Here is a 21,078-nt window from a genome sequence, read left to right as displayed (position 1 = left end):
ATAAAAAATTAAACATGTATTTTATTTATTTTTTAAAAAACATAAATAATTTTATTTTGAAAAAGAAAAATAAAATTATTATTTGTTGATTTAATTATATATTGGTGTTCTTAATTATTAAGATTATTAAAACAATCATATGAAAAAAAAATTTAATTTTAGTGCAGGTCCGTCAATGTTACCAGAACCGGTATTAAATCAAATAAAAGAGGAGTTACTTAATTGGAATAATCTTGGAATATCAGTCATGGAGATTAGTCATCGTAGTACTGAATTTATGGAATTAGCACAAGTAGCACAGAATAATTTAAGAATAATTCTTAATATACCTAGTAGTTATGTTGTTCTTTTTTGTCAGGGAGGAGCTCGTGCTCAGTTTTCAGCAATTCCTATGAATTTATTAAAAAAATCTACAGACAGTATTGACTATATAAATACAGGTTATTGGGGATATAGCGCAGCAATAGAAGCTCAAAAGTATTGTAATACTAATATCATAGATGTTCTTGATAAAAATTCTGATAAACAGTGTGTTATTCTCCCTATTAGTAAATGGAATATTTCTACAAGTAATTCTTATGTTCATTATTGTCCTAATGAAACAATTTCTGGAATATTTATTAAAGATATTCCAGATTTTTTTGGAAAAAAGATAGTAATTGCTGATTGTTCTTCAATGTTATTGTCATGTCCTATAGATATTAGTCGTTTTGGAATAATTTATGCATCAGCTCAAAAAAATATTGGTATTTCTGGTTTAACGGTAGTTATTATTCGAAAAGATTTAATTCAAAATACTGTTTTTAGTTATCAACAAATACCAACTATTTTAAATTATCAAGTTCTTTTGAAAAATAATTCAATGTTTAATACTCCAGTAACTATATCTTGGTATATAGCGAATTTAGTTTTTGAATGGATAAAAGAATTAGGAGGACTAGAAAAAATTAATGAACTTAATACAATAAAATCGACTTTATTGTATAGAGCTATAGATAGTAGCAATTTTTATCATAACAATATTAGTCATAAGTATCGATCTAAAATGAATATCCCCTTTTTTTTAAAAAAAGAAAAATTAAATCATTTATTTTTAGAAGAATCTAAATCTTTTGGATTATATGGATTAAAAGGACATAAAATTTGTGGAGGGATGCGAGCGTCTCTATACAATGCTATGCCATTAGAAGGGGTATATAATTTAATTGAGTTTATGAATTTTTTTGAAAAAAAATATAATTGAAATAATAAAGAAGTATTGTAATAATAAGTTCATTTAATAAAATTGATAAAAATTTATTTTTCAATAAAATAATTTAAGTTAATTTATCATATAAAGTTAATAAAAAATGAATAATTTTATTAAATTAAATCCCATAAAAAAAATAAATGGTACTATATGTCTTCCTGGATCAAAAAGTATCTCTAATAGAGCATTACTATTAGCAGCTCAATCTGTTGGAACCACTCGATTAATTAATTTACTTGATAGTGATGATATTCGGTATATGTTAAATGCATTATATATTTTAGGGATAAAATATCGGTTATCTACTGATCGTAAAATTTGTGAAATTGACGGAATAGGTGGTCCATTACAATTACAAAATAAACATAACAATAATCAGTTAACTTTATTTTTGGGTAATGCTGGAACTGTTGTTAGACCTCTTGTTGCGGCGTTATCTATAAAACCACAAAATATTATCGTGACTGGAGATATTCGGATGCGAGAAAGACCTATTCATCATTTAATAGATGCTTTACGGCAAGGGGGAGGAAAAATAGATTATATACAAAAAAATTATTATATCCCGGTTCATTTAAATGGTGGTTATTATGGCGGAGAAATTGTTCTTCAAGGAAATATTTCAAGTCAATTTTTATCTGCTATATTAATGATGACTCCGTTGGCTCCAAACAATACATGTATTAAAGTTGATGGGGTATTAGTATCTAAACCATATATCGATATGACTTTATCAGTCATGAAAACTTTTGGTATTACTATACAACATCAAGATTATCGAGTTTTTTATTGTGAAGGAAATAGAATATATCAATCTCCAAAAGAGTATATAATTGAAGGCGATGCATCTAGTGCTTCTTATTTTTTAGCAGCAGCAGCTATTAAAGGTGGTACTATAAAAGTTCTAGGAATAAATAAATATAGTAAGCAAGGAGATATTTATTTTGCTGATGTATTAAAAAAAATGGGAGCTCTTGTTTATTGGGGAAATAATTATATAGAATGCACTCGAGGAGTAACTTTAAATTCCATTGATATTGATGTTAATCATATACCTGATTCAGCAATGACTCTTGCTGTAGTTGCATTGTTCTCTGCAAATAAAAAAATTCCTATGATATTACGTAATATTTATAATTGGAGAGTTAAAGAGAGTGATCGGTTATATGCGATGACTACTGAATTAAGAAAAGTAGGAGCAAAAGTAATAGAAGGTTATGATTACTTGTACGTTTTTGCTCCACAGAAAATACAATCAGCTTACATTAATACTTATCATGATCATCGTATAGCAATGTGTTTTTCTTTAATTGCTTTGTCTGGTGTGCCAGTAACTATTGATGATCCTAAATGTGTTTGTAAGACTTTTCCAGATTTTTTTCATCAATTTTTTAGTGTTAGTAATATAAAATAAATTTTTTTGTTATACGGTCAAATAAGGTTATTGAATTTATTTTATCATACTTAGTCAGTAATATATTAATATATTTATTTTAAGTGATTGAATGAACAATAGTACTAAAAATATTGAAATAATTCCTGTGATTACTATTGATGGTCCTAATGGAACAGGAAAATCAACATTGTCTAGAAAATTGGCAAGTACTTTAGGATGGAATTTATTAGATTCTGGGATAATTTATAGAATTTTAGCATTAGAAGCTTTAGATAAAAATATAAACATAAATGATGAAATAAAATTAACTATGCTTGTTTCTTGCATACAGGTTGATTTTTTAAAAGAAAAAGATCAATTTGTTGTGTTATTTAATAAAAAAGAAATAAAAACAAATATTTATGAAGAAATTATAGGAAACTTTGCTTCGAAAATTGCGTTATTTCCAAAAGTTCGTTCTGCTTTGTTAGCTTATCAACGTAAGTATTGTATGTTGCCGGGCTTGATTGCTGATGGTAGAGACATGGGAACAATCGTTTTTCCTAATGCAATAGCGAAAATATTTCTTTATGCTTCTATGCAAGAAAGAGAACGAAGACGGTTAGAACAGTTGCAGAAAATAAATTTTAATGTTAATTTTAATTGTATTTTATCTAAAATAAGAGAACGCAATAATAGAGATTATAATCGAAAGATTGCTCCACTGATTCCATCAGTTGATTCATTAATATTAGATTCAACAGGATTATCTGAAAATGAAGTTAAAAACAAAGCGTTATTATATATAAATAAAAAATTAGAACGCCGTTAATTAACAAATAAGCTAAAAATCATGCATAATCACGGATTGATCATGAAAAAATTATTTAAGCTGCATCAGATACGGATTTTTGATGGGTATTATTAAAAATGAAGATGAAATAATGATAGAATCTTTTGCTCAATTATTTAAAGAATCTTTGAAAAAAATTAAAACTCAACCTGGTTCTGTTATACAAGGAATTGTTGTATCTATATTTAAAGATGTAGTTTTGGTAGATGCTGGTTTAAAATCTGAATCTGCTATACCTATTGATCAATTTTATAATGCTCAGGGAAAGTTAGAAATAGAAATTGGAGATCCTGTTGATGTAGTATTAGATGCAATAGAGGATGGGTTTGGTGAGACCATATTATCTAGGGAAAAGGCAAAGCGTAGGGAATCTTGGTTATATTTAGAAAAAGCATATAAAGATGTTACTACAGTTACGGGTATTGTTAATGGAAAAGTAAAAGGAGGATTTACTGTTGAACTTAATGGAATACGTGCTTTTTTGCCTGGTTCTTTAGTAGATATTAGACCAATTAAAGAGATTATAGATTTAGAAGGCCAAACATGTGAATTTAAAGTGATAAAATTAGATCATAAGCGTAATAATGTAGTAGTTTCTCGTAGAGCTGCTATTGAATCTGAAAATAGCGCTGAGCGTGATCAATTATTGAATAAACTGCACGAAGGAATAGTGTTAAAAGGGTTAGTAAAAAATTTAACAGATTACGGAGCTTTTATTGATTTAGGAGGAATTGATGGATTATTACATATTACTGATATTTCGTGGAAAAGAGTTAAACATCCAAGTGATATAATTAATATAGGAGATTCTGTTACTGTAAAGGTATTAAAATTTGATAAAGAGCGTATTAGAGTATCGTTGGGATTGAAACAATTACAGGATGATCCATGGATATCTGTAGCTCAAAATTATAAAGAAGGAGATAAATTAGTAGGAAAAGTAACTAATTTAACTGATTATGGGTGTTTTATTGAAATTAATGGAGGTATAGAAGGATTAGTGCATATTTCTGAAATGGATTGGACCAATAAAAATATCCAGCCTTCTAAAGTAGTATCAATAGGAGATTCAGTTGAAGTTATAGTATTAGATATAGATAAAGATAGAAGAAGAATATCATTAGGATTAAAGCAATGCAAAATTAATCCTTGGAAAAAATTTTCAGAAATGCATACTCGAGGAGATCGGGTTTCAGGAAAAATTAAATCAATAACTGATTTTGGTATTTTTATTGGATTAGAAGGAGGAATTGATGGATTGGTACATCTTTCAGATATTTCTTGGCATATGTCTTATGAGGAATCTATAAATAAATACAAAAAAGGAGATGAAATTGAAGCTATAGTTCTTCAAGTAGATACAGATCGAGAGCGTATTTCTTTGAGTATAAAACAATTGACAGAAGATCCCTTAAATGTTTTTTTGTCTATCCATAAAAAAGACAGTGTTGTTTCTGGGAAGATTATTTCTGTGGATAGTATTAAAAAAAATGTAGTTGTTGAATTGGATGATACTGGATCTGTGATTGGTCATTTAAATTTTGAAGATCATTTACATAATGAATCTAATTTATTAACGAAAAAACAATCATCTTTGATAAAATTTTCCTCCTTAAAGGTAGGTAGTAATATACAAGCAAAATTAGATAGTATAGATAGAAAAAACAGAATAATTAATTTAACTGCATATTATATTCATGAAACTCAAAAAAAATCTGAAATTAATACAACAAATAATGAAAAATTAGAAAAAGATAAAAATAGTTTTTCCAGCGTTATGATTGAAGCATTTAAAGCAGCTACTAAACATGATTGATCTTTGATTGTTTTTTGTATTGTAGTTATGATGTTAGTTGTATATAACTTGCATATTAGATAACTTATTTTTAATATTTGAATCACATGATAGTTTATATTAAATACTTATAAATAAGTATTTAATATATAGGTTGATTTTAATAAATGTATTTTTATGCATATAAAGTAATAATATTCTTAAAAATAGTTATTTTATAAATTATTTTTTAATTTGTTTATATTTTTATAATTTTTTGTATACACGATATTATTCTGATTTTTTTGTTAAAAATAGATTTTTAAATAAGTAATGTATTTGTATCAAATACTTATTGCAATAGTACATAGCGTTATCATTATTAAATGTTATAATAGAATTTTATAATTAAGTTAGATTAATTTTATATATTACAATTATTGTTATACATGATAATATAAATTATTTAATTAATGAGTATGTTGTTTATATGACACTAATGTACAAAAAATTGTAATTCAGGTGTATAAATGTATTACTATAATAATGGTTGTTCATCAACTTGGCAAACTTTTCGTCGTCTTTGGCCTGTGATTTTTCCTTTTAAAATAGGATTAATTGCGGCATCAATTACTTTAGTTATAAATGCAATGAGTGATGCTTTGATGTTAGCTTTATTAAAACCATTATTGGATGATGGGTTTGGTAAAGCTAATAAAGATATATTTGTATGGATGTCATTAGCTTTAGTAGGTTTAATGAGTATTCGTGGGCTAAGTGGATTTATATCAACTTATTGTATATCTTGGGTATCTGGGAAAGTAGTAATGAAAATCAGACGACTTTTATTTAAGCATGTTATGAATATGCCAGTTTCATTTTTTGTAAAACAATCTACTGCTACTTTAGTATCTCGTATTACTTACGATGCAGATCAAGTTGCTTCCTCTTCTTCTGGAGCTTTAATTACCGTTATTCGAGAAGGAGCATCTGTTGTCGGATTATGTGTTGTGATGTTTTATTATAGTTGGCAATTATCGTTAATTTTAATTGTGATTATGCCAATAATATCTTTTAGTATTAAATTAGTGTTTAATAAATTCTTGGAGATTAGCAAAAAAATTCAAAATTCTATGGGTCAAATTGCCAATAGAGTTGAACAAATGCTTAAAGGTCATAAGGAAATATTAATATTTGGAGGGCAAAATATTGAGCAAGAACGGTTTAATTATTTAAGTAATCAAATGAGACAATATAGCATGAAAATGGTGCAAATCTCATCTATTTTTGAGCCATTAATTCAATTTGTTGCATCTTTAGCATTAGCTTGTGTATTATATATTGCTAGCATTCCTAGAATTATGGAAATTCTTAGCGCAGGGACAATTACTGTTATTTTTTCTTCTATGATAGCCTTAATGAGACCTCTTAAATCTTTAACTAATGTTAGCGCCCAGTTTCAAAAAGGAATGGCAGCTTGTCAAACTTTATTTTCTATTTTGGATTTAAAAACGGAAAAAAATGTAGGCACTTTGAATACTCATAGAGTAAAAGGTAATTTGATTTTTGATAATGTTACTTTTTTTTATCCTGAAAGCAATACACCTTCTTTATTAAATATTAATTTAAATATTGAACCAGGAAAAACTATAGCATTAGTTGGTAGATCTGGATCTGGAAAATCTACTATTGTTAATTTATTAACTCGATTTTATAATGTTTATCAAGGTCGAATATTACTAGATGGTTTTAATTTAAATGATTATACGCTTTCTTCTTTACGTGATCAAGTAGCTGTAGTTACTCAAAATGTATATTTATTTAATGATACTATTGCTAATAATATTGCATATGCTCGGGAAAATTTTTATTCAAGAGACTCTATTGAAACAGCAGCTCAAATGGCATACGCTATGGACTTTATTTCTGAAATGAAACACGGATTAGATACTATCGTAGGAGAAAATGGGATATTGTTATCTAGTGGACAACGTCAACGTATTGCTATTGCTCGTGCATTATTAAGAGATTGTCCAATTTTAATTTTAGACGAAGCTACTTCTGCTTTAGATCCTGAATCCGAGCATATTATTCATAAATCCCTTAACATATTTAAAAAAAATGAAACTTTATTAATTATTATAGCACATAGATTATCTACTATTGAAAAAGCAGATAAAATTTTAGTTGTTGAAAATGGTTGTATCGTAGAACAAGGAATACATATAGACTTATTAAGCCTACAAGGGGTTTATGCACAATTGTATAAATTGCAGTTTTCTTAATGTTTTTTAGAATTTGGTTTAGTTCATTATCATTATATTTTTTATTTTTATTACCATTATCTTGGATATATGGTTTGTTTAGTGTTTTAAATCGTATCAGTTATCAATATGGTTGGCGTAAAGTATATAAATTTAAAGTACCAGTAGTAGTAATAGGAAATTTAACTATAGGAGGAAATGGAAAAACACCAATGGTGTTGTGGTTAATAAAGCAATTAGTGACTCGTGGTTGGAAAGTTGGAGTAGTGTCTAGAGGATATGGAGGGCAATCTCATAGGTATCCAATTATAGTTAATGAGTTTATTAGTAGTGATGAGTGTGGTGATGAACCAATGTTAATTTGGAGACGTACTGGAGTGTTAGTTGCTGTCTCTCCTAAAAGACCGGATGCTGTATCTGCTTTATTAAAAATACAACCTACATTAAATATTATAATTAGTGATGATGGATTGCAACATTATGCACTTTTTAGAGATATAGAATGGGTAATTATTAATAATACTTTTCGATTTGGAAATGGATATTGGTTGCCTGCAGGACCCATGCGAGAAAGAGCAGATAGACTGAATACAGTACAAGCAGTTATTATAAATGGAGGAATGAAAAATAATAATTGCATAAAATCTGGAGAGATATTAATGCAACTACATCCTGTTGCAGTAATAAATATTTTAACTGGAGAAAAAAAATCTATTAAATCTGTAAAAAATGTTGTAGCTATGGCAGGAATTGGATATCCTAATCAATTTTTTGATACATTAAAAAAAAATGGAATCATTCCTATTAAAACTATTCCATTTTCTGATCATCATAAATATTCTGAACAAATGTTGACTGCTCTTGTTGCATATAATGAAATATTATTAATGACTGAAAAAGATGCTGTAAAATGTTTAAATTTTGCTCAAAAAAATTGGTGGTATGTGCATATAGATGTGGAAATAAATTCTTTAGATACTAAAAAATTATTATATAATGTAGAAGATAAAATTAAACAGTTTAATAGAAAATAAAAAATTTTGATATTTTTATTTTTGGTTTCGTTGAAATTTTTAATAATTAATAATTAAATTAAGTATGTATAAATTATTTAATACAATAGAGTTATTGCAGGTTATTGCATGTCCTATTTGTCGATCAAAATTATCTATAAACTTAAAAAAAAATAAATTAATTTGTTGGGCTGATGGTGTTTATTTTCCAATTAGAGAAGGAATTCCAGTCCTTTTAAAGAATTCAGCTAATAAAATAAATAAAAATTGTGAGTATTAAATGAATTTCATAATTATAATACCAGCTCGATTTTTTTCATCGCGTTTTCCTGGAAAGTTATTAGCTGATATTCAAGGAAAACCTATGATTATTCGAGTTATAGAAAGGGCTTTAACTAGTAAGGCAACTAAAATAATTGTAGCAACTGATCATATTTTAATTCTACAAGCAATTGAATCAGAGTACTTTTTGTTAAAAGATAAAGTTGAAGTGTGTTTAACTAAGTCTACACATCAATCTGGTACAGAACGTTTACTAGAAGTAGTTAACTTATATAAATTTAAAAGTAATCAAATTATTGTACATCTTCAAGGTGATGAACCTTTGATTGTATCTTCTATGATTCATCAAGTAGTTAAATCTATATATTCATCATCTAATAATAATATTAGAGTAGCAACTTTAGCTGTACCTATACAATCTTATGAAGAAGCTATAAATAGTAACATTGTTAAAGTAGTAATTAATATGTATAATAATGCTCTTTATTTTTCTAGATCTATTATTCCTTGGATTAAAATTAATGATTATTCATCAAGAAAGATAATTAATTCATTATGGTTAAAGCATATTGGAATTTATGCATATCGAGTTGATTTTCTTTATCAATATTCAAAATGGAATAAGAGCCCTTTGGAAGAATTTGAAAATCTTGAACAATTACGAGTTTTGTGGATTGGAGAGACCATACATGTATCTATAATTAATAATTGCACATCAAATATTATTAGTGTAGATACTGTAGAGTCGTTAAAATATGTAAATAAATTATTTTTTAAAAGTAAATTTTAATAAAATAGATAATACGTCTTTAATAAAGTAATTTTTAAAAATTATTTATAATTTTATTTCGTTATTAATTGTTATTTAGATTTTACAATAATTATTGGTGATTATAATATGAATCAAAAATTGCGTTTGATTGTAGGAATATCAGGAGCATCTGGAGGTATTTATGGCATAAAAACATTGTTTATATTAAAACAGTGTAATATAGAATCTCATCTTGTATTAACTCGTAACGCTTTAATTACCTTGCGTTATGAGATGAACATTACTAGACAAGAAATACAAAAATTAGCAGATTTTGTGTATTTTTCTCAAGATATTGGTGCAGCTATATCAAGTGGATCTTATAAAACTTTGGGAATGTTGATAGCACCTTGTTCTGTTAAGACTATGTCAGAAATTCAATCAGGAATAACATCTTCTTTAATTAGTCGAGCGGCAGATGTAGTATTAAAAGAAAATAGGAAATTAGTTTTAGTAATTAGAGAAACTCCATTGCACTTAGGACATTTGCGAACTATGGTTAAACTTTCTGAAATTGGAGCAATAATTATGCCTCCAATTCCTGCGTATTATACTCACCCAAAGACTATAGATGATATTATTTCTTATAGTGTGAAAAGAGCTATAAATTTATTTGATATTTATAATGATGATTTTGAAAGTAATCATACTTGGTCAGGAATGAATAAAAATATTTTTCATGACAAATGAAAATATAATAAATACATTTAAAATTATGTAGTGTTATTAAAATGAATGTGGATATAAATTAGTATTTGTTAGATTTAGAACTAAAATTATCAGAACTATCATCAGTTTCTGAAGCATCTTCATCGATAGAAGAATTTGATGATGCAATGTGTAGTTTATTAAATATTTTTTCTATTTCATTTACACATTTACTTTTTTTACGTTCTCGTATAGAATGTTCTAATTTTTTAATATATTCATCCGTATTAGTTGATGAGAATTTAGATTGTTTGTGTATAGGTATAAGGTAAGATAAACTTTTATTTATATTACACGATTTCGATTTATTATAATTTGATTCATCTTGTGGACACAAATTACTACTAGTTGATGGATTTCTAATATCAATCTCTTCAGATTGGTCATTTCTGTTTTTGTTTAAATTTTTGTTAAACTGAATTTCCTTTTCTTTTGATAAAGGATTATTATGTTGTTCTATTGTTGTAATATAAGGTTTAAGCAACATTGGAGGTGGAGGAGGAGGTAAAAAATCGATATTTTCTTTTTTTTCCTCCTCTTGTTGATTAAGATCTGTTTTGTTTGAAATAGTAATGGGTTGAGGATCAATTTGTTGTGGATATTTTTTTTTAGAATAGTTGATGATTTGACTATTATCAGTTATTTGATCATTTGTTGTGTAAATTAATTGAAGAGTATTATCTGATAGTTCTGGTGGATTATTTATAGAATCAGATAAATGAGTTTGTTGAGTATTACTAACAATATTTGAAAATAATTGATTATTTATTTGAATATTTGATAATTGTTTTTGAATGTAATTATTGGTTAGAATACGTATTTTTTGTTTAGTAGTATAAATTGATGAATTATTTGTATTATTGTGAATATTTGATTGAGAAAATAAAATATACATTTCTTCTTCTGAAAGAATTTTAGGAAACGAAATTGCATATATATTATTCTTTATATGTAACATTCGACCTCCTTGATTATAAAAATTTTTAATATCCCACTTTATATTTGATTCGTTATTTCCCGTTATTTTAATTAATTTTATTTCTCCAGGATATCCAGTAATTTCCTGAACAGATTGGGATAAATCAATAATATTACAATTATTAGATGGATTAATAGCAAGATGTGTGAAAGAAGGTATAAGAGGTTCTATAATAGTATTTAAGTTATTTGAAATTGATGATGATTTACTATAATGATGTTGTTTGTTATTAATCTGGTGTTTCAATGATATATTAAATTGATAGTTTAATGATATTGTACAAACAGTATTATGATATTTTTTATGTATGAATAAATTATTAATGCTAATATCAAATAAAGGAATAGGTGTATAAATAAAATTTATATATGTAATATAATTATTATTATTAATTTTATTTAATAATTCATCACTTTTTTTTTCGTAAAAAAATTTTTCTAATTTTATTTGACTTTTTAATTCTGAAATGTATGGAAATTTATTTTCTATGCATATTTGGTATCCAGCTTTCGGGTATATATAATTAGTGTAATAATAAAACGGAGAACAAGAATTGTTAATATTGCTAATGTTATAATAACTTTTAAATAAAAAGATTAGATTATTGTACCAGTATTCTCCTCCTAAATTTAAAGCATAAAGTTGTTTATTTCTATTTAATATAGGATAATGGATAAAAGAGTTATATCCGAAAACATGTTTATTGTTATGGATATGTCTTTTACCAATTCCTAAAATTAAAATTTTCTTTGATAAAAAATTTTTTACTCCTGTCTGAATAAACAATAATGTTTTTTCATATGCAAAATCCCATAAATGTTCATGAATTACATGAAATATATTCATTGAATCGTTTGTAAATTGTATTTTAAATTTACTATTATTTTTAGAGTAATAGTAAAGAGGTAAAATTTTATAGTTGCATTGAAGTATATTTATAGTTTTATTTTTATGTGCACAACTCATTATAAAATTATTATAGTTGTGAATATTATTAGGATATTTATTGATATTAGTAGAGTATATAGATTTTTTTAAAAATGTTATTTCTTTATTTAAATTATTAAGATGATAATTTACATCAGTAAATACAGTATAATCAATAAAATTATTGTGTATGTTTATTTTATTTGCATTGCATATTTCTATAATAGCTGAAGATATAGCAAAAATGTATATATAAAATTTCATATAAAATTATTTTTAAATAAATATTTTAATTTTCTGATAGTCTATTTTATAATATATTATTATATTAATAATAAGAATTCATATTATCAAAACATAATTTAATATTTTATAACCATGAAAAAATGTATTAATTCTCTTCAAACGTCTTTAAAATCTCATAATAATTTATGGGGATTTCAAACACAACTTTCATTAAAATATTTTAATATTTCTTCAGAAAAAATTCCTTTGGAATTAATCCAAGCTTTAGCTTTAATTAAACGTGCTTCTGCACAAGTAAATTTTGATTTAAAACTGCTTGATTTTAACAGATCTGAAGCAATTATTAAAGCAGCAGATGAAGTATTATCTGGAATTCATGAGAATGAATTTCCATTATCAGTATGGCAAACTGGTTCTGGTACTCAGAGTAACATGAACATAAATGAAGTTTTATCTAATAGAGCTACTGCACTACTACAAAAAAAATTAGGAAATAAACAAAAGTTACTAATACATCCAAATGATCATGTTAATAAAAGTCAAAGTTCTAATGATGTATTTCCTAGTGCTATGCATATAGCAACGGTTATCAGCTTAAAGGAAAAGTTAATACCTGCAATAAAGATATTACAAACAACTTTGTCGAAAAAATCGATTCAGTTTCATAATCTTATTAAGATTGGTCGTACTCATCTTCAAGATGCTATTCCACTTACTTTAGGGCAAGAAATTTCTGGATGGGATTTTATGTTAAGAAACAACCTAAAACATATTGAATTACATATTCCTTGTTTAAGTAAATTAGCATTAGGAGGAACAGCAGTAGGCACAGGATTTGGAGCACATTCAGAATATGCTGAACGTGTTGCTCTTGAATTATCTCAATTAATTAATCATACCTTTACAAGCGCTCCAAATAAATTTGAATCTTTATCTACATGTGATTCATTAGTTCGTAGTCATGGAGCATTAAAAGGATTAGCAGTATCTATGATGAAAATTGCAAATGATATACGTTTATTAGCTTCTGGCCCCAGATGTGGAATTGGAGAATTAATTATTCCTGCTAATGAGCCTGGGAGTTCGATGATGCCTGGTAAGATTAATCCTACTCAATGTGAATCTATGACTATGTTATGTTGTCAAGTAATGGGTAATGATGTGAGTGTAGGAATGGGAGGAGCGTCTGGAAATTTAGAATTAAATGTTTATAAACCATTAATTATTTATAATGTTTTACAATCAATACGATTACTTTCTGATGGTATGAAAAATTTTCATGATTATTGTATTAAAGGTTTGCGTCCAAATGTAAAAAGAATAAAAGAACTGTTAGATAAATCATTAATGCTAGTAACAGCACTAAGTTTACATATTGGGTACGAAAAATCGGCTCAAATTGCTAAAGAGGCTGAATTAACAGGAGTAACTTTAAAAAAATCGGCTATAAAATCAGGCTATGTTACTGAAGAACAATTTAATGAGTGGGTTTGTCCTGAAAATATGATTCATCCTATTGATTTGTAAGTTTTATGATAAAATATTATTTTTTTATTATATTATAATGACACAATATTCTATTAATATAAAATGAATCGTGTTAAACGTTATCAGATTTTATGTAAATTACGAGATTATAATTCTGATGTTTTTCGGACTACCGAATTGATATATCATTCGCCATTTGAATTACTTATTGCGGTTCTTTTATCAGCAAAAACAAGGGATGCACAAGTTAATAAAGTAACTAGTAGTTTGTTTAAAGTTGCTAGAACTCCTCAATCTATGTTATTTCTTGGGGTTTGCGGAATTAAATACTACATTAAATCTATTGGATTATTTAATTCTAAAGCAATAAATATAATAAAAACTTGCCAATTATTAATAGAAAAATATGATAATGTTTTACCAGAAAGTCGTGAAGAATTAGAATCATTACCAGGAGTAGGTCGAAAAACTGCTAATATTATTTTAAATATAATTTTCGGATGGTCTACTATTGCGGTAGATACGCATGTGTTTAGATTATGTAATAGAAGTAGATTTGCAGTTGGCAACAATGTCATTGCTGTGGAACGTAAATTAATGTCAGTTGTTCCACAAAAATTTAAAAAAAATTGTCACTTATGGTTAATGCGACATGGTAGATATACGTGCCATGCTAAAACCCCTCGTTGTCACAGTTGTATTATCAAAAATTTATGTGAATTTGATATGAAAAATATAAATAATACTTAATTTTTTATTAACAATTTAGAAGAATCTATTTATAATTATTGATTATAATTATAAATAATTTTGAAAATTTATTTCCATTGAATTAAACAGTAGTGTTTTTTCCCTTTTTTTAACAAAGTATAATGATTAAATAATCTGTCATTATTAGTAAAAATGTATTTAGTATTCAATTGTTTAATTTTATTAATTGTAATAGCATGTGATTCGATAAGATATCGAGCTTGAGATCTAGAAGTGGCTAGTTTTGATTCTACCAGTGCTTGTTGTAATGTAATATTTTCTTTAAATATAATAGTAGGAATTCCATCTTTAGCTAATTGATGAAAATCGTTTAAACTTAAATCGAGTGAATTATCATAAAAAAGGTTTTGCGTAATACGTTGTGCAGATTTTAATCCATTTTTCCCATGTACTAAATTAGTAATTTTTTCTGCTAGTATAACTTTGGATGCAGGGATAGTATTATTAATATTGTTTATATTTTTTTCAAAAAAATTAATTTGTTCTATATCAATATTAGTGAAAATTTTCAGAAAATAAGATACTTGTTTATCATCAGTATTTATCCAATATTGATAGAATTTATATGGACTGGTTTTATTTGGATCTATCCAAATTGTATTTTTTTCTGTTTTTCCGAATTTTATGTTATTTGTAGTTGTTAATAAAGGCACTGTAATACCATAAGTTGTTTTTTTATACATACGTTTAATTAAATCAATACCAGATACAATATTTCCCCATTGATCTGAACCTCCAACTTGTAATATTACGCCATAATTTTTATATAAATACGAGAAATCATAACTTTGCATTAAATTATATGAAAATTCAGTATAAGAAATTCCATGATTATCTTTTTGTAATCGTTTTTTTATAATATCTTTGCGTATCATTTTGTTTACTGAAAAAAATTTTCCTATATTCCTTAAGAAAGTTAAAATATTTATAGAAGAAAACCATGTGTAATTATTGATAATACGTGCTTTTCTGAAATTTTTTTCATTATCACATTCAATAAATGAAGCAATTTGAGATTTAATTTTTTCAATCCATTTTTGAGTCATGTGTATTGAATGTAATTGCCGTTCTAAATTTTTAAAACTAGGATCTCCGATTAATCCTGTAGCTCCTCCTAATAATATTATTGGTTTATGTCCAAAAGTTTGAAATTTTCTTAAACATAATAGAGGAATTAAATGTCCAATATGTAAACTGTCAGAAGTAGGATCAAATCCACAGTATAATGTTATTAATTGTGATTGTAATATTGAATTTAATACGTGCTTATTGCTAATTTGTGCTATAAATCCTCGTTTATATAAATGATTTATAACATTAACATTAGCGATTGAATTATGAGCATTCATTATTTATTCCATACAAAAATTTAATAAAACAAAATTGCATATTATATAGTACATTGTTCTAGAGAATACTTAGAATATTATTCTATTATAATAATAATTTATTTTAAGGAGATAGTCGGTGAATATGCCATTTTTTTTTATGTCTTATATATATAAAACGATCATGTAATCGATATGATCCTCCTTGCCAAAATTCAATACTGTTAATTTTGATTTTATATCCTCCCCAAAATTTAGGAAAAGGAACAGTTTTATTTAAGTATTTTTTTTTTAATTTTAAAAATTTATTTTCAAATATACTTCTTGAAGAAATAACAGAGGATTGTTTAGATGCCCAGGTACTAATTTGATTATTTTTAGGTCTTGTATAGAAATATTCTGAAACTTTAATTGCTGGAAGTTGATTAACATTACCTGTGACAATAACTTGTCTATCTATTATATTCCAAGGAAAGCATAAACTTATTTTAGCATTATTAATTAAGTGTATAGATTTATGACTTTTTAAATTAGTAAAAAACATCATCGTCTTATTATTAAAAGATTTCAATAATACTAATCGTTGAAATGGTTGCCCTGTATGATCTACTGTTGCAACACACATTGCGTTTGGATCAGGTATTTTTTTTAAATAAGCTTCATATAGCCATTTAGAGAATAAATGCATAGGATTTTTTGTTAAATTTGATTTATGTAGTTTTCCTGAATTATATTCTCTTCTTATATGAGAAATTTTAAATAAATTAATTATCATTGTTAATACTATCTTATATATTCTATATATACAATATTCTCTTTATTGAGAATAATATCGCATTAATTATAACATACGTAGTAATATGATAAAATTATTGATACATTAAAATTGTAATTAATTTTGTTTAAGTATATTGTTGACATGTTATATATTTATTATTTTATATGATATATCGTATTGTTGATGATTTAGTATCGCAAATAAATAATGAAAATAGTGTATTTTTAATGAATTACAAAAATAATTAGGAGTTATTGTATAAATTTATTATGTTTTTTTCTAATTTAAATAAAATATTGTTGAGTTTCTGTATTTCTTCATGACTAAATCCATTGAAAACTTCAACTCGGGTTGTATCAATAACTTGATTTACTTTTACAATGATAGGTTTAGCATCGGGGGTTAATGTAATACGTTTTGCTCTTCGATCATTAGGACATATATTTCTTACAATCAATCCTTTCAACTCGAGTTGATCTAATGTTCTGACTAAAGATGGTTGTTCAATTCCTATAGCTTTTGCCAGTTGAATTTGAGATTGATCTGGAGGTAGTTGATATATATTGTATAATGTAATCCAGTGTGTTTGTGTAAGTTTTAATGGTTTTAATCGATAATCAATTAATGTACGCCACATTTTAACAAGACGAGCTAAATTTGATCCTAATGATGATTCCAATCTATTCTCTCCTTTCTTATAATGACTTTAATTGCTTATTAAATAATTTTTGATTATTTTATTTGTTAATGTAGATATATTTAAAAATATTTATTTAAAACAAATATTTTTAAATATGATTAAATTATACGTATTATATATATGGTATAACTTATAAAATATAATTATAACATATATTTATTATTATAAATAATTATTTTAAATTTAGATAGTATTAGTATTAATATATAAAAATTAATTATTTAGAATAAAATAAAAATATTTATTATTAATAAATAATAATATGTTTAAAAATAAAATTTTAATTATTTTATATATTTTATAAGCTTTAGAGTATGATAATAATGAGTTTTATAAAAGAATTAGTTGTTATAATAAAATAAGCGATATTAATAGTTTTGTTGTAATATAAATAAGTAAGAATTTTAATTAAAATAAAAAAATTGTGTATGGCCAATATATGATATACGATATATGATATATGATCAATAAAGACAATAAAAATAATAGTTTAAAAGCAAGGTTTAGAGGATTTTATCCTGTTGTTATTGATGTAGAAACAGCAGGTTTAAATGCGAATACAGATGCTTTGTTAGAAATTGCAGTAATTACTTTAAAAATGGATGCAGATGGCTGGTTATGTATAGATAATTCTCTTCATTTTAATATTCAATCTTTTCCTGGAGCCAACTTGCATCCTGCAGCATTGGCTCTTAATAAAATTGATCCAAATAATCCTATGCGTTCTGCAGTTACAGAGCAAAAAGCTTTAAACGAAATTTTTAAAATGGTGCATATAGGCATTAAAACACATAAATGTCATAGAGCTATAATAGTAGCACATAACGCTTATTTTGATCATAGTTTTGTGATGGCTGCAATAGATCGTATTAGTAATACTTGTACTCAAGTCAATCCATTTCATCCATTTGTTACATTTGATACTGCTGCTTTAAGTGGATTGGTGTTTGGTCAAACAGTGTTAGCTAAAGCTTGTAAATGTGCAGGAATTGTTTTTGATCGAAGTAAAGCTCATTCTGCATTATATGATACTGAAAAAACTGCTATATTATTTTGTGAATTAGTAAATATTTGGAAAAGATTAGGAGGATGGCCACTACCAAGAGTTCATGTAGATCAAGGTAGTGACATATTTAAATAATAATTATATATAATTTTGTTTATTTTCTCTAATTTGGTTAGATTAGATTATGTTTTATTTTCACTGGATCAATAATTTTCTTTAAACTGCCGTTTTTATGCATATCAGAGATAATATCAAATCCTCCTATTAATTTTTCTTCTATCCATAATTGCGGAAAAGTTGGCCAATTAGAAAAGCTTGGTAAAGTTGATCGAATATCTGCATGTACTAACACATCTATATAAGTGAAAGATTTTATATAAATAGATAATATCTGAGAAGCTTTTGAAGAAAATCCACATTTAAATATGTGTGGGGTTCCTTTCATATATAAGAGAATTGGATATTTTTTAATTTGTTGTTCTATTTTTATTATTGTATCGTTCATTGTTATATTTCCAATTATGTTATGTTTAATATATGTTAGTTATAAATCTACAATTAATTAATTTGTATTATAATATTTGTTATTTTTTTGGATAGTTTTTGTTGATTTTTTGTTTAAGATAGTTATCAAAAAACATTTTTTCTGCAATATTAGAGATAGTTTTAGTCATAAAATCAATTTCAATATTTACTATATTTCCTATTTTCTTTATTCCAAGTGTGGTATGATTTATAGTATATGGAGTTAAACAAATACGTATATAATCATTTAATACTTTATTAATTGTTAAACTTACTCCTTCTATACCAATAGATCCTCGTTGTATTATATATTTTTGAAGGTGATTATTATTTAATTTTATCCATATTATTTTATTTTTTTTGGAGTTAATTACCTTTTTTATTTCTCCTGTACCATCAATATGTCCAGTCATTAAATGACCTCCAATTTTTTCATTATAACGTATTGATTCTTCTATATTAATTAAATTTCCTATTTCTAATGTATTCATATTAGTTAGTTTTAATGTATCATGTATTAAGTGAAAACTAATTAAATTTTGATTAATATCAATTACTGTTAAACAACATCCATTATTGGAAATAGAAGAACCAATTGTTACATTGAAAAGAGGATTTATAGGAAATCGAACTATGTATCTTGTGAAATGAGTTGCTTTATAAATTTTATGTACAGGAACTACAGTTTGTATAATACCTGAAAACATATTTTTTAAGTTTATTTTACATTAGTTAGTAAAATTGATACATGCTGTAGTGTAACAGATTTTTTTTATTAAATAAAATTAATTTTTTTGTTATTATGATATAGAATTATTAATTTTATTAAATATAAGAACAATTAATTTATTATTATGTATTTATTTTGGTATTTAATATAGTACAATATTATATTATGTGATATAATTTCGGGCTGAGCTATAATATTTTTTATTAATAAAATGTATATTATTGTATTGTTATACATGCGTTCTTAGCTCAGGTGGATAGAGCGCTACCGTGACATGGTAGAGGTCGATGGTTCGAGTCCATTAGAACGCATATAATAGAATAAAAATTGCAGTATTATGTAGTAAATATTTAAATTAAAAAATTAGCAACTTTATGTTTTTAATTTATTTATTAAATGAACTTTATATAGGTTAAATAAGTTTAATTTTTATTGTTTTTGGAGATAAATTAAAGATGAATAATAAAATATTAATGTATTCCATAATGACTTTCAGTTGTGTATTTCTAGTTAATTGTGCAAGTACTACTAAAGTAACAGAATTATCTTCAGAAATACAGGAATTAAGCACTAAAATTGATCAGATTAATACTAATATTAGTGTTTTAAAACCAGAAGTAGAACAAGCTAAAAATGAAGCATATAAAGCTAATAAGCGTCTTGATAACCAAATATCTATTTATCGTAAGTAAGGAGAATTTTTTTCAAAATATATTTTTATATCATTGTATTTGAATAATTTTATTTATGATAAATAATTATTTATTTAAATTATTTTGTTAGTTTTTATGCTGTTGTTTGGCAATGATAATAATATGTCATTAGATTGATTTCGAATGAAAATTAGTATAGAGTTTATTCCTTGTGATCTGGACATAGTTAAGTGTTGATTTAATTTTAATTGATTAAATATAGGTTCTATATCAAAATCTAAAATAGATGTAATACTTAGATTTTGATATAGAATGAATATTATTGCAATAATTCCTTTAACTATAGCGGAGTTACTGTCTCCATAAAATTTTACGGTAGGGGGTTCATTTTTATTAAAAATATTTTGATTATTGATACTGTCAAAAATTGGAACTAGAACGATCCAAGTATCACTTTGACAGTTTTTGATTAGATATTTTTCCTTTCGAAATTTTTTAGGGAATGTTGGTAACATTTTTCCTAGATCTATGAGATACAGATATTTCTCTTCCCAATTACTACAACTGCAAAAATTTTTTAATAAAAAGTCTATTGTAGGTAACATACTAAATTAGTAT

20 protein-coding genes and 1 tRNA gene are annotated in these 21,078 nt (G+C 25.4%); 14 read left to right on the top strand and 7 right to left on the bottom strand.

The window, feature by feature from the left end:
• Positions 1-139: 139 nt before the first annotated feature.
• The 9 genes from serC to Bpudo544_RS01895 all read left to right on the top strand — a co-directional run bounded on the left by serC (position 140) and on the right by Bpudo544_RS01895 (position 10,311).
• Positions 140-1,243, top strand: a complete 1,104-nt coding sequence (serC, locus tag Bpudo544_RS01935; RefSeq protein ID WP_500825067.1) for a 3-phosphoserine/phosphohydroxythreonine transaminase — start codon at positions 140-142, stop codon at positions 1,241-1,243.
• A gap of 106 nt (positions 1,244-1,349) precedes the next feature.
• On the top strand, positions 1,350-2,663 hold the full coding sequence (gene aroA / locus Bpudo544_RS01930) for a 3-phosphoshikimate 1-carboxyvinyltransferase (protein WP_500825065.1): 1,314 nt from the start codon (positions 1,350-1,352) through the stop codon (positions 2,661-2,663).
• Between the two features lie 91 nt (positions 2,664-2,754).
• Positions 2,755-3,456, top strand: a complete 702-nt coding sequence (cmk, locus tag Bpudo544_RS01925) for a (d)CMP kinase (protein WP_500825063.1) — start codon at positions 2,755-2,757, stop codon at positions 3,454-3,456.
• Positions 3,457-3,568: 112 nt separating this feature from the next.
• Positions 3,569-5,293 carry a 30S ribosomal protein S1 gene (gene rpsA, locus Bpudo544_RS01920; RefSeq protein WP_500825638.1) on the top strand — a complete coding sequence of 575 codons (1,725 nt, stop codon included), beginning with the start codon at positions 3,569-3,571 and terminating at the stop codon, positions 5,291-5,293.
• A gap of 488 nt (positions 5,294-5,781) precedes the next feature.
• Positions 5,782-7,536, top strand: a complete 1,755-nt coding sequence (gene msbA, locus Bpudo544_RS01915; protein ID WP_500825061.1) for a lipid A ABC transporter ATP-binding protein/permease MsbA — start codon at positions 5,782-5,784, stop codon at positions 7,534-7,536.
• Entirely contained in the window at positions 7,536-8,549 is a 1,014-nt protein-coding gene (gene lpxK / locus Bpudo544_RS01910) for a tetraacyldisaccharide 4'-kinase (protein WP_500825060.1), read from the top strand. The genes msbA and lpxK overlap by 1 nt, the downstream gene beginning before the upstream one ends.
• Positions 8,550-8,613: 64 nt before the next feature.
• Positions 8,614-8,808: a Trm112 family protein gene (locus Bpudo544_RS01905; protein ID WP_500825059.1), complete on the top strand. Its 195-nt coding sequence runs from the start codon at positions 8,614-8,616 to the stop codon at positions 8,806-8,808.
• Entirely contained in the window at positions 8,809-9,600 is a 792-nt protein-coding gene (gene kdsB / locus Bpudo544_RS01900; protein WP_500825057.1) for a 3-deoxy-manno-octulosonate cytidylyltransferase, read from the top strand.
• Positions 9,601-9,708: 108 nt separating this feature from the next.
• Positions 9,709-10,311, top strand: a complete 603-nt coding sequence (locus Bpudo544_RS01895) for a UbiX family flavin prenyltransferase (RefSeq protein WP_500825055.1) — start codon at positions 9,709-9,711, stop codon at positions 10,309-10,311.
• 58 nt (positions 10,312-10,369) lie between these two features.
• On the opposite strand, the gene Bpudo544_RS01890 is transcribed toward Bpudo544_RS01895, so the two are convergent.
• Positions 10,370-12,499: an inverse autotransporter beta domain-containing protein gene (locus tag Bpudo544_RS01890; RefSeq protein ID WP_500825054.1), complete on the bottom strand. Its 2,130-nt coding sequence runs from the start codon at positions 12,497-12,499 to the stop codon at positions 10,370-10,372.
• 114 nt (positions 12,500-12,613) lie between these two features.
• Between Bpudo544_RS01890 and fumC the strand changes: the two genes are divergently transcribed.
• Together fumC and nth are read left to right on the top strand one after the other, a co-directional pair.
• The gene (gene fumC, locus Bpudo544_RS01885) at positions 12,614-14,008 is read left to right on the top strand and encodes a class II fumarate hydratase (protein WP_500825052.1); all 1,395 of its coding nucleotides are present in this window, start codon (positions 12,614-12,616) and stop codon (positions 14,006-14,008) included.
• A 63-nt stretch (positions 14,009-14,071) separates the two neighbouring features.
• Positions 14,072-14,719 carry an endonuclease III gene (nth, locus tag Bpudo544_RS01880; protein WP_500825051.1) on the top strand — a complete coding sequence of 216 codons (648 nt, stop codon included), beginning with the start codon at positions 14,072-14,074 and terminating at the stop codon, positions 14,717-14,719.
• Between the two features lie 68 nt (positions 14,720-14,787).
• On the opposite strand, the gene tyrS is transcribed toward nth, so the two are convergent.
• From tyrS to slyA, 3 genes are all read right to left on the bottom strand, one after another.
• Positions 14,788-16,071, bottom strand: coding sequence for a tyrosine--tRNA ligase (gene tyrS / locus Bpudo544_RS01875; RefSeq protein WP_500825637.1), 1,284 nt, complete (start codon positions 16,069-16,071; stop codon positions 14,788-14,790).
• 121 nt (positions 16,072-16,192) lie between these two features.
• Entirely contained in the window at positions 16,193-16,843 is a 651-nt protein-coding gene (gene pdxH / locus Bpudo544_RS01870; protein WP_500825049.1) for a pyridoxamine 5'-phosphate oxidase, read from the bottom strand.
• Between the two features lie 247 nt (positions 16,844-17,090).
• Positions 17,091-17,525 (bottom strand): transcriptional regulator SlyA, encoded by a 435-nt coding sequence (slyA, locus tag Bpudo544_RS01865; RefSeq protein WP_500825047.1) that lies wholly within the window; start codon positions 17,523-17,525, stop codon positions 17,091-17,093.
• Positions 17,526-18,006: 481 nt separating this feature from the next.
• Here slyA and rnt point away from each other — a divergent pair, with 481 nt between their 5' ends.
• Complete coding sequence (gene rnt, locus Bpudo544_RS01860; RefSeq protein WP_500825046.1) at positions 18,007-18,687, top strand: ribonuclease T; 681 nt, start codon at positions 18,007-18,009, stop codon at positions 18,685-18,687.
• A gap of 37 nt (positions 18,688-18,724) precedes the next feature.
• Here rnt and grxD read toward each other — a convergent pair whose 3' ends face one another.
• Entirely contained in the window at positions 18,725-19,057 is a 333-nt protein-coding gene (gene grxD / locus Bpudo544_RS01855) for a Grx4 family monothiol glutaredoxin (RefSeq protein WP_500825044.1), read from the bottom strand.
• 79 nt (positions 19,058-19,136) lie between these two features.
• Positions 19,137-19,784, bottom strand: a complete 648-nt coding sequence (locus tag Bpudo544_RS01850) for a riboflavin synthase subunit alpha (RefSeq protein ID WP_500825043.1) — start codon at positions 19,782-19,784, stop codon at positions 19,137-19,139.
• Positions 19,785-20,044: 260 nt separating this feature from the next.
• Here Bpudo544_RS01850 and Bpudo544_RS01845 point away from each other — a divergent pair.
• Positions 20,045-20,118: transfer RNA gene (locus Bpudo544_RS01845), tRNA-Val, on the top strand.
• Positions 20,119-20,262: 144 nt separating this feature from the next.
• Complete coding sequence (locus Bpudo544_RS01840; protein WP_500825042.1) at positions 20,263-20,499, top strand: LPP leucine zipper domain-containing protein; 237 nt, start codon at positions 20,263-20,265, stop codon at positions 20,497-20,499.
• A 74-nt stretch (positions 20,500-20,573) separates the two neighbouring features.
• Here the strand turns inward: Bpudo544_RS01840 and Bpudo544_RS01835 are convergent, their stop codons facing one another.
• The gene (locus tag Bpudo544_RS01835) at positions 20,574-21,065 is read right to left on the bottom strand and encodes a SufE family protein (protein ID WP_500825041.1); all 492 of its coding nucleotides are present in this window, start codon (positions 21,063-21,065) and stop codon (positions 20,574-20,576) included.
• Positions 21,066-21,078: the final 13 nt, after the last annotated feature.

The organism is Blochmannia endosymbiont of Camponotus pudorosus, assembly GCF_059934925.1.
The sequence above is the reverse complement of the archived record's forward strand: the minus strand, read 5'-3'. Positions and strand labels throughout refer to the sequence as shown.